The sequence below is a fragment of the Cupriavidus basilensis OR16 genome, from assembly GCF_000243095.1.
In the GTDB taxonomy this organism is placed as follows: Bacteria; Pseudomonadota; Gammaproteobacteria; order Burkholderiales; family Burkholderiaceae; genus Cupriavidus; species Cupriavidus basilensis_D.
Genome location: NZ_AHJE01000098.1, coordinates 77,331 through 90,678 on the forward strand (window position 1 = coordinate 77,331; position 13,348 = coordinate 90,678).

10 protein-coding genes and 3 pseudogenes are annotated in these 13,348 nt (G+C 66.9%); 6 read left to right on the forward strand and 7 right to left on the reverse strand.

Annotation, left to right across the window (positions count from 1 at the left end; all coding sequences use genetic code 11):
* Nucleotides 1–42: 42 nt before the first annotated feature.
* From OR16_RS30030 to OR16_RS30045, 4 genes and pseudogenes are all read right to left on the reverse strand, one after another.
* A pseudogene (locus OR16_RS30030) lies at nt 43–1,217 on the reverse strand (betaine/proline/choline family ABC transporter ATP-binding protein).
* A 2-nt stretch (nt 1,218–1,219) separates the two neighbouring features.
* Nucleotides 1,220–1,867, reverse strand: coding sequence for an ABC transporter permease (locus OR16_RS30035; protein WP_006162433.1), 648 nt, complete (start codon nt 1,865–1,867; stop codon nt 1,220–1,222).
* A 9-nt stretch (nt 1,868–1,876) separates the two neighbouring features.
* Nucleotides 1,877–2,821, reverse strand: coding sequence for a glycine betaine ABC transporter substrate-binding protein (locus OR16_RS30040; protein WP_237717276.1), 945 nt, complete (start codon nt 2,819–2,821; stop codon nt 1,877–1,879).
* A 29-nt stretch (nt 2,822–2,850) separates the two neighbouring features.
* Nucleotides 2,851–3,567, reverse strand: coding sequence for an ABC transporter permease (locus OR16_RS30045; RefSeq protein WP_006162435.1), 717 nt, complete (start codon nt 3,565–3,567; stop codon nt 2,851–2,853).
* A 701-nt stretch (nt 3,568–4,268) separates the two neighbouring features.
* Here OR16_RS30045 and OR16_RS30050 point away from each other — a divergent pair.
* From OR16_RS30050 to OR16_RS30075, 6 genes and pseudogenes are all read left to right on the forward strand, one after another.
* Nucleotides 4,269–5,207 carry a pirin family protein gene (locus OR16_RS30050; RefSeq protein ID WP_006162436.1) on the forward strand — a complete coding sequence of 313 codons (939 nt, stop codon included), beginning with the start codon at nt 4,269–4,271 and terminating at the stop codon, nt 5,205–5,207.
* 275 nt (nt 5,208–5,482) lie between these two features.
* On the forward strand, nt 5,483–7,072 hold the full coding sequence (locus OR16_RS30055) for an ABC transporter ATP-binding protein (RefSeq protein ID WP_006162437.1): 1,590 nt from the start codon (nt 5,483–5,485) through the stop codon (nt 7,070–7,072).
* A pseudogene (locus OR16_RS30060) lies at nt 7,065–8,163 on the forward strand (ABC transporter permease). Before OR16_RS30055 ends, OR16_RS30060 begins: the two are co-directional and overlap by 8 nt.
* 16 nt (nt 8,164–8,179) lie before the next feature.
* Nucleotides 8,180–9,100: an ABC transporter permease gene (locus OR16_RS30065; RefSeq protein WP_006162439.1), complete on the forward strand. Its 921-nt coding sequence runs from the start codon at nt 8,180–8,182 to the stop codon at nt 9,098–9,100.
* Between the two features lie 178 nt (nt 9,101–9,278).
* A complete protein-coding gene (locus tag OR16_RS30070; protein WP_006162440.1) occupies nt 9,279–10,424 on the forward strand; it encodes a BMP family ABC transporter substrate-binding protein in 1,146 nt (381 codons plus the stop codon).
* A gap of 207 nt (nt 10,425–10,631) precedes the next feature.
* On the forward strand, nt 10,632–10,925 hold the full coding sequence (locus tag OR16_RS30075; RefSeq protein ID WP_006162441.1) for a YkvA family protein: 294 nt from the start codon (nt 10,632–10,634) through the stop codon (nt 10,923–10,925).
* A 17-nt stretch (nt 10,926–10,942) separates the two neighbouring features.
* On the opposite strand, the gene OR16_RS30080 is transcribed toward OR16_RS30075, so the two are convergent.
* From OR16_RS30080 to OR16_RS30090, 3 genes and pseudogenes are all read right to left on the reverse strand, one after another.
* Nucleotides 10,943–11,917, reverse strand: a complete 975-nt coding sequence (locus tag OR16_RS30080; protein WP_006162442.1) for a quinone oxidoreductase family protein — start codon at nt 11,915–11,917, stop codon at nt 10,943–10,945.
* Between the two features lie 77 nt (nt 11,918–11,994).
* Entirely contained in the window at nt 11,995–12,381 is a 387-nt protein-coding gene (locus OR16_RS30085) for a methylglyoxal synthase (RefSeq protein ID WP_006162443.1), read from the reverse strand.
* 92 nt (nt 12,382–12,473) lie between these two features.
* Nucleotides 12,474–13,285: pseudogene (locus tag OR16_RS30090) on the reverse strand (SDR family oxidoreductase).
* Nucleotides 13,286–13,348 lie beyond the last annotated feature (63 nt).

Here is a 13,348-nt window from a genome sequence, read left to right on the forward strand (position 1 = left end):
CCGGAAACTCCGGCCCTTTTCCTATCCCGCGCTAGCTGGGCATTACGCGGCGATGCGCTCGATGGCAGCCGGCGCCTGCGGCGGCTGGATCACCGGCGCGTTCCCGCGCGAGCGGCCCGAGCTGAGATAGTCGGCGATCGACTCCTGCGTGACTTCCCCAAGATAGACCCCACCCGCATCCACCACCGGCAGCCAGCTGGTGTTGTGCTGGTACATGCGCGAGAGCACGATGCGCAGGTGCTCGTCGAACGCGGCGGTCGCCATGAACGGCGCATCGCATCGGCACACACGCCCTGCCCCGCGCGCGCGTCGCGCCGCGTGACATAGCCCAGCGCGCGCTGGGCGTCGTCCACCACCGGCAGGTGCCGCACATCAGCTTCGTCCATGATGGCGAAGGCCTGCGCGAGCGGCATGCCGGGGCTGCAGCTCTGCGCCATGGTGGCGGCATCGCCCGCACGCACCAGCAGCAGGCGCTTGAGCGTGTTGTCGTGGCCGATGAAGGCCTGCACGAAATCGTCGGCCGGGCGCGCCAGCAGCGCATCGGGATGATCGAACTGCACCAGCTTGCCACCGCGGAACACAGCCACGCGGTCGCCCAGCTTGATCGCCTCGTCGATGTCGTGCGAGACCATGATCACGGTCTTGCCGAGCTGGCGCTGCATCTGGAAGAACTCGTTCTGGATGCTCTCGCGATTGATCGGGTCCACCGCGCCGAACGGCTCGTCCATCAGCAGCACGGGCGCGTCCGCCGCCAGCGCGCGGATCACGCCGATGCGCTGCTGCTGCCCGCCCGAGAGTTCACGCGGGTAGCGCGTGAGCATCTTGCCGGGATCGAGCTGCACCATCGCCATCAGCTCGCGTGCGCGCTCGCGGCTGCGCTTCTTGTCCCAGCCCAGCAGGCGCGGCACGACCATGATGTTCTCCTCGATGGTCATGTTGGGGAACAGGCCGATCTGCTGGATCACGTAGCCGATCTTGCGCCGCAGCGTGACTTCGTCGACGCGGGTGGTGTCCTCGCCGTCGATCAGCACCCGCCCGGAGCTGGGCTGGATCAGGCGGTTGATCATCTTGAGCGTGGTGGTCTTGCCGCAGCCGGAGGGACCGAGGAAGACACAGATCTCGCCCTTGGGCACCGTCAGCGAGACGGCATCGACGGCGCGCACTTCGGCGCCGTCTTTTTGCTTGAAGGTCTTGGTGAGTTGGTCGAGTTCAATCATGTTCAGCGAATTCCTTTCGGTGTCAGCGCCCGCTGCAACCACTGCAGGCAGGCATCGGCCACGATGGCGAGCACGCTGACCAGCACCGCGCCGATCGCCAGCTTGCTCATGTTGCTCTGGCTGATCGCTTGCAGGATCAGCACCCCAAGTCCACCCGCGCCAATGATGGCGGCGATGGTGGCCACGCCGATGTTCATCACCACGGCGGTACGCACGCCGCCGAGGATGACGGGCACGGCCAGCGGCAGGTCCACCAGCCGCATGCGCTGCCAGGTGGTCATGCCGATGCCGCGCCCGGCTTCCTGGATGCCGTCGTCCACATTGGCGAGCGCCACGCAGGTATTGCGCATGATCGGCAGCAGCGAATAGAGAAACACCGCGGTCACCGCCGGCACGTAGCCCAGTGCGTGGCCGAAGCGCGCAAAGATCGGGATCATCAGGCCGAACAGCGCGATCGACGGCAGGGTCAGCACGATGGTGGCCAGCGTCAGCAGCGGCGTGGCGAGAAAGCGGAATCGCGCGCACAGGATGCCCAGCGGCACGCCGACGACGATCGCCAGGCCCACCGCCGAGCCCACCAGCGCCAGATGCTGGCCGGTGAGCTTGAGCAGCGTTGGCCAGCTGTGTTGAAGGTAAGTCAGCAAGTCCATGCGCCCCCCTCAGATCAGGCCGTGGCCGCGCAGGAATTCCTGCGCCACCTTGTCGGCCGGCTGCTGGTCGATATCGACCTTGTAGTTCATCTCGGTCATCGCCGCGTTATCGAGCTTGGCCGACAGTGCGTTGAGCAGGCCGGCGAGTTCGGGATGCGCTTGCAGCGTTGCCTTGCGCACCACGGGCACGGCGTTATACGCGGGGAAGAAGTGCTGGTCGTCTTCCAGCAGCACCAGGTCGAAGCCCTTGACGCGGCCATCGGTGGTGTAGACGAGGCCCAGTTCGACCTGGTCGTTCTTGAGCGCCGTGTAGACCAGCCCGGGATCGAGCTGGATCACGTCGCGGCGCGAGAACGGCAACTGGTAGCGCGCCTTGAGCGGCTCCAGCCCGTCGGGGCGCGCGGCGAATTCCATGTCGACCGCGAACGGATGCGCGGTGTTCTCGCCGGCGGCGCGCATCTTCTCGGCGAAGGCCGACAGCGTGGTCACGCCGGCGGCTTCGGCGCGCTTTCTCGGCATCGCCAGCGCATAGGTGTTGTTGATGCCTGAGGCGTCGAGCCACATCAGGCCGCGCGCGGCGTCGAGCGTCTTGACGCGTGCGTAGCTCTCCTCGGCGCCGAGCTTCTCCTCGACCTTGTTGAACACGATCAGCGCCGTGCCGGTGTAGTCCCACACCACGTCGAGCTGGCCGCTTTCCATGGCCTGGCGCATCAGCGTGCTGCCCAGGCCGGCGGTGAGCTCGGTGGTGAAGCCCTTGGCCTGCAGGTACTGCGTGGTCATCGACGACAGGATCAACTGCTCGGTGAAATTCTTGCCGCCGACGCGGATGGCATCGGCGTGCGCCGGCAGCGCCAGGGCTGCCGCGGCGGCAAGCACGGCGACACTCGCCAGCATGCGTGCCCGGCCGCGGGCGACGCGGCCCGCGCGGGCCAGCGCGCTTGTGATGAAATGCATGGGGTTCTCCTTCATGTTCGGCGCGCGCATCAGCGCGCCAGCCCGCGGCGGCGCAGGTAGCAATAACCCGCGGCGGCAAACAGGCCATCGAGGGCGAGCGCCAGCAGCGCGGTGGCCGCGGCGCCCAGCAACAGCAGGGGCTGGTTGTTCAGGTAGATGCCGGGGAAAATCAACTCACCCAGGCTGTTGGCCCCGATCAGGAAGGACAGCGGCACCGTGCCGACATTGATCACCAGACTGATGCGCACGCCCGCCAGGATCACCGGCAGCGCGTTGGGCAACTCGACCCGGAACAGGCGCTGCATGGCGGTCATGCCAAGCCCGCGCGCCGCCTCGGTCAGTGCCGGGGAGACGCCGCGCAAGCCCTCGCAGGTATTACGCACGATCGGCAGCAGCGAAGCCAGCCACAACGCCAGGATGGCGGGCCGCTCGCCAATGCCGAGCACGGCCAGGGCCAGCGCCAGCACCGCCAGCGACGGTACGGTGTTGCCGATATTGAAGACCTGCATCAGGCGGTCGGCCCAGCGGCGCATGCATGGACGGCTCAGGCCGATGCCGGCCGGGATGCCAGTGGCCAGTGCCAGCGCCATCGACCACGCCACCAGGCGCAGGTGGTCGGCCACGTCGTACCACAGGCGGTCCTGATATTGCAGGATGACATCGACGCCGATCCACGCGACCAGACCGGCCAGCGCAGCAAGCGTGAGACATCCCCAGGCCAGCGCCTGCAAGGATTGCTTGGACATATTCCCCTCTGTCCGCATGCCGGATGCGGGCACGAAGAGCCACAACCGGATTGACGGACGAACTAAGTGGGCGCGGGCGGGTGCAAATGGGGGCCGCCGGCCCTGACTAGATTGCCTTGCCCGCCATGACCGGCAGATGAGCCGGTGGACGGGCGCCGGGCTTCACGCTGGAGAGCGGGAAACCCAATTGAAGGGACGCCTGCCGGTAAAGGCGGGAGTCCCGGGAGCGGCGCAACCCGCTGCAAGGTGCAGGAACGGGAGGCCAGTGGCAGCGCAAATTTGGTGGTTCCGACGCGCCGCCGGATCAATCGGCCGGTGCAGCGCTTGGGAGGGAGGTGTTGGGGCGGCACTCAAAACGCCTGCCCAAACCCTGCCAGCCCGATCAGCTTGCTAACGCAATTGCGCGGCATCGGATGACAACGAGAGCACTATTATACCCATTTACGGCGATCTTGTCACCATCACGCTTCCCCTGCACTTTCGCCCTGCTTTCTGCCCGCCTTTGTCAGGCTTCGTCTGACATCTCGGTGTGGCTCGCGTTGTTCCAAAAATGATGCCGTGCGGGATGTCAGCCGTACCATGGGCGGAACAATCTTTTGCCCGGATGACCTCTACCGGTTCTGGCCCAAACCCGTAAATTACGAGGGTAGCCCTTGGGGCCGCGCGCCCTTGCCGCCACCCCAGCCAACAGGAGATCGATCATGGAACAACGCACTACCGCATTCACCGCCCCCACCGTCCCGGCCACCGCCACGGAAACCGTGCAGCGCTCGCGCGCGGTCGACCGCGTGGTGCGCGGCATCGCCACCTCGGACGGCGCCGGCGTCAAGCTCACCCGCGTGCTGACGCAGAACCTGCAGCGCCGCCTGGACCCGTTCCTGATGCTGGACGCGTTCGGCACCGATAGCCGCGACGACTACATCGGCGGCTTCCCCGACCACCCGCACCGCGGCTTCGAGACCATCACCTACATGCTGGCCGGGCGCATGCGCCATCGCGACAGCGCCGGCAACGAAGGCCTGCTGGAAAACGGCGGCGCCCAGTGGATGGTGGCGGGCGCTGGCGTGGTGCACTCGGAGATGCCGGAACAGGAAGACGGCCGCATGGAAGGCTTCCAGCTGTGGCTGAACCTGCCTGCCGCGGACAAGATGACCGCGCCCTGGTACCGCGACCTGCCATCCGCCGCCGTGCCCACGGTAGCGCTGCCGGGCGGCGCTACCGTGCGCGTGCTGGCGGGCGCCTCGCACGGGGTGGCCGGCGCGGTCACGCGCCCGGTCACGGAGCCGCTCTACCTCGACGTGTCGCTGCCGGCGGGGCAGACCTTCTCGCAAGACCTGCCGCAAGGCCATAACGCCTTCCTGTACACCTACCGCGGCGAGATCGCGGTCGGCACGGGCGACAATGCCGCCGTGCTGGAAGCGCAGCGCATGGGCGTGCTGGACAACGCCGCCGGCGCCGATGGGGTCAACGTCACGGCCACGGCCGATGCGCGCTTCCTGCTGATCGCGGGCAAGCCGCTGGGCGAGCCGATCGCGCAATATGGGCCGTTCGTGATGAACACCCAGGAGGAGATCTACCAGACCCTGGCCGATTTCCGCGAAGGCCGCTTCAACCAGATCGCGGTCAGCCACGGCGCCTGACATGCTGTGAAGTACCGGGGGCGGCATCGCGCCGCCTCCGTTCCCGCCCTATGCGACTTGCAACCTGCCTGTATCCGTTGTGGGGCCGAGAAAACTGACCGGATCAGGTCGCCCGAACCCCGCGCACTTATATAATCCACGGTTAATAAACGGCATCACCATCCAGTGATGGTTGCTGCAATGCGTAACGGCGATCCTGCCCCACGCACTGCAGGAGGTGCTGCCTGATACGAACATCGATCCACGTTGCTGCCATAACAACTCGAGCCGCCTCAGTGACCTTAAGCACAACCCCAAGGCTGGCGCTTGCCCATATCAGCAAGCGCTACCCCGGCGTGACCGCCAACGACGACGTCTCCCTGGTCGTCGCCCCCGGCGAAATCCACGCCGTGCTCGGCGAGAACGGCGCCGGCAAGTCCACCCTGATGAAAATCATCTTTGGCGCGGTCAAGCCGGATGCCGGCGATATGCACTTTAATGGTGCCCTCACCGCCATCCATAATCCGCACGATGCACGGAACCTGGGCATCGCGATGGTGTTCCAGCACTTTTCGCTGTTCGATACGCTGACTGTCACCGAGAACATCGCCCTTGGCCTGCCCCGGGGCGGCAAGGCGGCGGCCGGCAGCCCGCATGCCGGCACCAATATGAAACAGCTGGCCGAGCAGATCCGCGAGACCGCGGAGCGCTATGGCCTGCCGCTGGAGCCGAACCGCCATGTGCACACCTTGTCGGTGGGCGAGCGCCAGCGCGTGGAAATCGTGCGGGCGCTGCTGGCCAAGCCGCAACTGCTGATCCTGGACGAGCCCACTTCCGTGCTGACACCGCAAGCGGTGCAGACCCTCTTCATCACGCTGCGCCAGCTCGCGGCGGAAGGCACCAGCATCCTCTACATCAGCCACAAGCTCGACGAGATCCGCGAGCTTTGCCATAGCGCCACCGTGATGCGCATGGGCCGTGTCACCGGCGTGTGCGATCCGCGCCAGGAAAGCGCGGCCTCGCTGTCGCGCCTGATGATCGGCGGCGAGCCCCCGCGCGAGGCGCGCGTGCAGACCGAGCCCGGCGCCTGCCGGCTGGCGGTGCGCGAACTCTCGCTGCCACGCTCGCATGCGTTCGCAACGGAGCTTGCCGGCATCTCGCTGGACCTGCGCGCGGGCGAGATCGTTGGCATCGCCGGCGTGTCCGGCAACGGCCAGCAGGAATTGCTGGCGGCGCTGTCAGGCGAGGATGTACGCGCCGCGCGCAATGCCATCACGCTGGATAACAAAGCGGTGGGCAAGCTCGACGCGCGCCAGCGGCGCCGCGCCGGGCTGGCCTTCGTGCCCGAGGAACGCCTCGGCCGTGGCGCCGTGCCGGGCATGAGCCTGGCCGCGAATATCCTGCTTTCGCACCAGTCCGCGCCCTATGTGCAGCGCGGCATGATTTCGCCCAAGGCCGCCGCCGGCCTGGCGCAGGCCGTGATCGCCCGTTTCCGCGTCAAGGCGAGCGGGCCCAACGCGCTGGCCAAGAGCCTGTCGGGCGGCAACCTGCAGAAATTCATCGTCGGCCGCGAGATCGAAAGCGGCCCTAAGGTGCTGATCGTGGCCCAGCCAACCTGGGGTGTGGATGTGGGCGCCGCGGCGCAGATCCACAACGAGCTGCTGGCGCTCAAGGCCACAGGATGCGCGTTGCTGGTGGTGTCGGAAGAACTGGACGAACTGTTCGCCATCTGCGATCGCCTGCACGTGATTGCCAAGGGCCGGCTGTCGCCGTCGATTCCGACCCAGGACGCCACGCGAGAGCAGGTGGGCCTGTGGATGAGCGGTCTTTGGGGGGGCGGGCCAGGCGGCCAGCACGAACAAGAGGAGGCCGTGCACCATGGCTGATTTCCTCCTTCGCTCGCCGCTATCGCTGGCGCCGCGCGGGCTGCCCTCGCGCCGCATGGCCTACGCCTCGCCCTTCATCGCGCTGGCCTTGACGCTGGCCTTCGGCGCGCTGCTGTTCCTGCTGCTCGGCAAGGATCCGGTGGCCGCGCTCAAGGTGTTCCTGGTCGACCCGCTCAAGGACCGCCGCGCCATCGGCGAGGTGCTGCTCAAGACCGTGCCGCTGGTGCTGTGCGCGCTCGGCCTTTCCGTGTGCTACCGCGCCAATATCTGGAACATCGGCGCCGATGGCCAGTTGATCGCCGGCGGCATCTTCGCCGGTGCCACGGTGCTCTATTTCGACGTGCCCGGCAACGGCGTCAACGGCACCGTGGTGCTGGTGCTGGCCTCGCTGGCCGGCGTGGCCGGCGGCATGTTCTGGGCGTCGCTCACCGCCGCGCTCAAGGACAAGTTCAATGCCAACGAGATCCTGGTATCGCTGATGCTGACCTACATCGCGCAGCAGTTGATGCTGTACGTGGTCAACGGGCCGCTAAAGGATCCCAACGGCATGAACTTCCCGCAGTCCAAGGTGTTCTCGAGCGAGTTCCTGCTGCCCAACCTGATGTCGGGCTCGCGCCTGCACGCGGGCTTCGCGGTGATGCTGGTGCTGGTGGTGGTGATGACCGTCTTCATCTTCCGCAGCTTCGCGGGCTACCGCCTGCAGGTGGGCGCACCGCCCGGCGGCGGCGCGCTATGCCGGCTTCTCGGCGCGCCGCTCGCTGTGGAGCGCGCTGATGATCTCCGGTGGCACGGCCGGCCTGGCGGGCGCGTTCGAGGTGACCGGCCCGATCGGCCAGTTGCTGCCCTCGATCTCGCCGGGCTACGGCTTCACCGCGATCATCGTGGCCTTTGTCGGCCGCCTGCATCCGGTGGGCACCGTGTTCGGCGGCATTGTCATGTCGCTGTTCTATATCGGCGGCGAAATGGCCCAGTCGCGCCTGGGCCTGCCTTCTGCGCTGGGCCTGGTGTTCCAGGGCATGCTGCTGTTCTTCCTGCTGGCCAGCGATACGCTGATCGACAACCGCCTGCGCTGGCGCGCCAAGGCCGCCTGAGCGGAACCCCCAAGACATGGAACAACTCGCCCCTCTTATCGCCACCGCGATCAACGCTGGCACGCCGTTGCTGCTGGCGGCGCTTGGCTTGCTCATCAACGAACGCGCCGGCGTGCTCAACCTGGGCGCCGAAGGCATGATGCTGGTCGCCGCCGCGTTCGGCTTCATGGTCGGCTACCAGACCCAGTCGCCGCTGATCGGCTTTGCCGCCGGCGCGCTGGCCGGCATGCTGATGGCCACGCTGTTCTCGTGGCTGGCGCTGGTGCTGGCCACCAACCAGGTGGCCACCGGCTTGGCGCTGTCGATCTTCGGCACCGGGCTGTCGGCGTTCATGGGCCAGCGCTTTGTCGGCTTTGCCATGCCGTCGCAGGCCAAGTCGATTCCCTGGCTGGCCGATATCCCGTTCTTCGGGCCGGCCTTCTTCCAGCAACACTGGATGGTGTATTTCAGCCTGTTCCTGTGCGCTGCCATCATGTGGTTCCTGTTCCGCACGCGCGCCGGGCTGACGCTGCGCGCGATCGGCGAGTCGCCGGAATCCGCGCATGCGCTGGGGTATCCGGTGCGCCTGATCCGCTTTGGCGCGCTGCTGTTCGGCGGCGCTTGCTGCGGGCTGGCCGGCGCCTACCTGTCGCTGGTGTACACGCCGATGTGGGTGGAGAACCTGGTGGCCGGGCGTGGCTGGATCGCGCTGGCGCTGACTACCTTCGCCACTTGGCGCCCGGGCCGCGTCTGGGCCGGAGCCTGGCTGTTCGGCGGCGTCACCATCCTGCAGTTCTACCTGCAGGGCATTGGCGTGTCGGTGCCGTCGCAGATCCTGTCGATGCTGCCATACGCGGCGACCATCGTCGTGCTGGCGCTGATCTCGCGCAACCCGGCGTGGATCCGCCTGAACATGCCGGCCTCGCTGGGCAAGCCGTTCCGCCCGGGAGCCGCCTGACGACCCTGTTGCCGTGCCTGCCCGGCGCCGCGCCGGGCAGCGCCGCGATTTCCGTTCTTGTTTCGTTTTTAAGGTCCGTCAGAGACCCCAGGCTTAAAGCCCTCGTTGTTCAGAGCCACAGTTGCAACCTTAATCAAAACATCGGTACTCGATACCCCGGTCATTACAAGGAGAAATCATGATCGTCACGCGCAGGAAAACCCTTGCCGCACTGGCTGCCACCGCCGTGCTGGCTCTCGCGGGCTGCGGCAAGAAAGAAGCCGAGAAGCCGGCGGAAAGCGCGGCTCCGGCCTCCGCTCCCGCAGCCGAGCAGAAGGCCGAGCCGCTCAAGGTCGCCTTCGTCTACATCGGCCCGGTCGGCGATGCCGGCTGGACCTACGCCCACGATGCCGGCCGCAAGGCCGTGGAGGAAAAGTACGGCGACAAGGTGAAGACTTCCTTCGTCGAGAACGTGCCTGAATCCGCCGCCGACGCCGAACGCGTGTTCCGCGATCTCGCCGCGCAAGGCAACAAGGTCATCTTCGGCACCAGCTTCGGTTACATGGAATCGATGCTCAAGGTCGCCAAGGAATTCCCGGACGTGAAGTTCGAGCATGCCACCGGCTTCAAGACCGCCGACAACCTGGCCCAGTATGACGTGCGCACCTATGAAGGCGCTTACCTGGCTGGCGTGGTCGCCGGCAAGATGAGCAAGACCGGCAAGATGGGCGTGGTGGCATCGGTACCCATCCCCGAGGTGATCCGCAACATCGACTCGTTCACCATCGGCGCGCGCAGCGTCAACCCCAAGGCCACCGTCAAGGTGGTGTGGGTGAACAAGTGGTTCGATCCGGGCAAGGAGCGTGAAGCCGCTACCACGCTGATCGGCCAGGGCGTGGACATGCTGATGCAGAACACCGACTCCGCCGCCGTGGTGCAGACCGCGCAGGAAAAGGGCGTGTACGCATTCGGCTGGGACAGCGACATGAGCAAGTTCGGCGAGAAGGCCCACCTGGCCGCCTCGGTGATCTCGTGGGGCGTGTACTACAACAAGGTGGTCGGCGACGTGCTGGCTAACCAGTGGAAGAACGGCACCACGTGGTGGGGCGTCAAGGAAGGCATGATCGACCTCAAGGGCTTCAACGCCGTGGTGCCGGATGACGTGAAGGCACTGGTGGAAGAGCGCAAGAAGGGCATCGCCGACGGCTCGGCTCCAATCTGGAAGGGTCCGCTCAAGGACAACACCGGCAAGGAACAGCTGGCCAAGGACCAGGCTGCCGACGACGGCTTCCTGCACGGCATCAAGTTCTACGTCGAAGGCGTGGAAGGCAAGATCCCGGGCTGATCGCCAGCGCCGGTTCCGCTGTTGCCGGCAGGTCCGCGCTCGCGGGCCTGCCGGGCAGGATGTCCTTCGCCGGATGTCCTTCGCGCCACCCCTCCCCTTGCTGAGTGCCCCGCGGAACTTGAAGCGCCATAGATTGGCCCAAGCTATCTGCGTGTGGCGCAATCGGCCACATCGCTTGGCATTGGTTGAAAGTGGAGGAGGACTCTCATGTGGAAACGGTTTTCGGCTCTGTGGACCCTGGTGCGGCGCGACGGCCGCCTGCTGTGGTACGCGTTGCGCCATCCCGACGCCCCGCGCTGGCTGCGGCCGGCCACGTTCGGCCTGGTGCTCTACGCCATTTCACCCATTGACCTGATCCCCGACTTCATTCCTGTCCTGGGCCTGATGGACGACGCAGTGCTGATCCCGCTCGCGGTGCACTTCATCCTCAAGCGCCTGCCGCCACATGTCTTGCGGCAGGCGGAGGCGCGCGCCGGGGCCCAGACGGTGCGCGCGCGCTAGCAGGCCGGGCTGCCGCGTCAGGGCAGCAGGACGGTCGTGCCAGTGGTCTTGCGGCCTTCCAGGTCGCGATGCGCCTGCGCCACATCCGCCAGTGCGTAGCGTTGGCGGACTTCGATCTTCACCCGGCCGCTGGTCACCATCTCGAACAGTTCCGCCGCCATCGGCTCCAGCAGTTCGCGGTGCACCACATAGGTCATCAGCGTGGGCCGCGTGATGCGCAGCGAACCCTTGTTGCCCAGCACCGAGAGGTCGAACGGCGGCACCGGGCCGGATGCGTTACCGAACACCACCATGGTGCCGCGCGGTTTCAGGCAATCCAGCGAGCCATTGAAGGTGTCCTTGCCGACCGAGTCGTAGACCGCGGCGACGCCCTTGCCGCCGGTGATTTCCTTGACCTTGTCGACGAAGGATTCACGCGTGTAGACGATGGTGTGGTCGCACCCATGCGCGCGCGCCAGCGCGGCTTTTTCATCACTGCCGGCGGTGCCGATCACGGTGGCGCCGAGCGCCTTGAGCCACTGGCTGGCGATCAGGCCAACACCACCCGCCGCGGCGTGCAGCAGCACGGTATCTCCTGCCTGCACGCGGTAGCTGTCGCGCAGCAGGTACTGCGTGGTCAGGCCCTGCAGCATCATCGCCGCGCCCTGCTCGAACGAGATGGCATCCGGCAGGCGCACCACGATATCGGCCGGCATGACCCGCACCTGCGCATAGGCGCCCGTGGGACGGCCGGCATAAGCAACGCGGTCGCCCACGCTCAGGTGCCCCACGCCCGCGCCAACCGCCTCCACCACGCCAGCGCCTTCCATGCCGAGGCCGGCCGGCAGCGGCTGCTTGTACAGCCCGGTGCGGAAATACACGTCGATGTAGTTGAGGCCAACCGCCTCATGCCGCACGCGCACCTCGCCGGGGCCGGGATCCCCGACCTCGACGTCGACCCACTGCATCACCTCCGGGCCGCCGGTCTCGAAAATGCGGATGGCCTTGCTCATGTCTCGCTCCTTTTCCTGTTGATGCGTGTTGGTGCGGTGGGTTGCTTGGGGGCGGCAATGCCTCGGGCAGCCGCCGCTTACTCCGGATACAGGCGCCGCAGCTCCGCGATCAGGAGATCGGCGGTGGCCACGTTGGTGGCGCATGGCACGTTGTGCACGTCACAGGCGCGCACCAGGGCGTTGATATCGGGTTCGTGCGGTTGCGGTGTCATGGGGTCGCGCAGGAAGATCACCACGCCCACGCGGCCTTCGGCCAGTTGCGCGCCGATCTGCAGGTCGCCGCCCCAGGGGCCGGAGAGCATGCGCGTCACCGTCAGGCCGATTTCGTCGCTCAGGCGGCCGCCCGTGGTACCGGTGGCCAGCAATTCGCAACGCGACAGGAAATCGCGATGGCGGCCAGCAAAAGCCACGATGTCGTCTTTCTTGTGGTCGTGCGCGATCAGCGCAATACGAGGGGGAGTCATCGGCATCATCCTGGCCAATCAGAGAAAGGCCGGGCCGGCATGGCCCGGCCGAAAAACGCCCGCGGCGCCGCGGCGTTGGGTGCGGCAGTAGCCTAGAACGTGCCGGGGTAGGCGCCGCCGTCGAGAAGCACGTTCTGCCCGGTCATGTACGCGGCCTGGCGGCTGCACAGGAAGGCGCAGGTGGCGCCGAACTCGGCCGGCTCGCCAAAGCGGCGGCTCGGGTTCTGCGCGGCGCGGCGCTTCGAGACTTCCTCGATCGACAGGCCGGCCTGCTTGGCGCCGCCTTCCATGGTCTTGTAGAGGCGATCCGTGTTGAACGGGCCGGGCAGCAGGTTGTTCACCGTCACGCCGTGCTGCGCCACTTCGCGCGCCAGGCCGGCGACGAAGCCGGTCAGGCCCGAGCGCGCGCCATTGGACAGGCCGAGCACGTCGATCGGCGCCTTCACGGCACCGCTGGTGATGTTGATGATGCGGCCCCATTTGCGCGCGATCATGCCGTCCACCGTGGCCTTGATCAGCTCGATCGGGGTCAGCATGTTGGCATCGATCGCCGCCAGCCAGGCGTCGCGGTCCCAGTCGCGGAAATTGCCCGGAGGCGGGCCGCCAGCGTTGTTGACGAGGATGTCGAGGCGTTGTTGACGAGGATGTCGAGGTCGCCCAGCTTGGCGACGGCGTCCAGCGCCAGCTTTCGCCCTGCCGGGGTGGTGATGTCGGTGGCGACCGCCATCACGCGCCGGCCGTGGCGCGCGCGCAGGTCCGCCGCTGCTTTTTCCAGCGCCTCGGCGCCGCGCGCCACGATCACCACATCCACGCCTTCGGCAGCCAGCGCATCGGCGCAGGCAAAACCGAGACCCTTGCTGGCGCCACACACCAGCGCATGCTTGCCGCGCAGTCCTAGATCCATCTCATCGACTCCTTGTGTCATCGAGGCGGCCACCCGCCTGCTTGTTATCCTGCGTATCCATCG

Coding starts and splice junctions, on each gene's coding strand:
- OR16_RS30080 (WP_006162442.1), bottom strand. CDS start 11,917: ATGAGCAAGGCCATCCGCATTTTCGAGACCGGCGGCCCGGAGGTGATG.
- OR16_RS30075 (WP_006162441.1), top strand. CDS start 10,632: ATGTGGAAACGGTTTTCGGCTCTGTGGACCCTGGTGCGGCGCGACGGC.
- OR16_RS30045 (WP_006162435.1), bottom strand. CDS start 3,567: ATGTCCAAGCAATCCTTGCAGGCGCTGGCCTGGGGATGTCTCACGCTT.
- OR16_RS30040 (WP_237717276.1), bottom strand. CDS start 2,821: ATGCATTTCATCACAAGCGCGCTGGCCCGCGCGGGCCGCGTCGCCCGC.
- OR16_RS30050 (WP_006162436.1), top strand. CDS start 4,269: ATGGAACAACGCACTACCGCATTCACCGCCCCCACCGTCCCGGCCACC.
- OR16_RS30065 (WP_006162439.1), top strand. CDS start 8,180: ATGGAACAACTCGCCCCTCTTATCGCCACCGCGATCAACGCTGGCACG.
- OR16_RS30035 (WP_006162433.1), bottom strand. CDS start 1,867: ATGGACTTGCTGACTTACCTTCAACACAGCTGGCCAACGCTGCTCAAG.
- OR16_RS30085 (WP_006162443.1), bottom strand. CDS start 12,381: ATGACTCCCCCTCGTATTGCGCTGATCGCGCACGACCACAAGAAAGAC.
- OR16_RS30070 (WP_006162440.1), top strand. CDS start 9,279: ATGATCGTCACGCGCAGGAAAACCCTTGCCGCACTGGCTGCCACCGCC.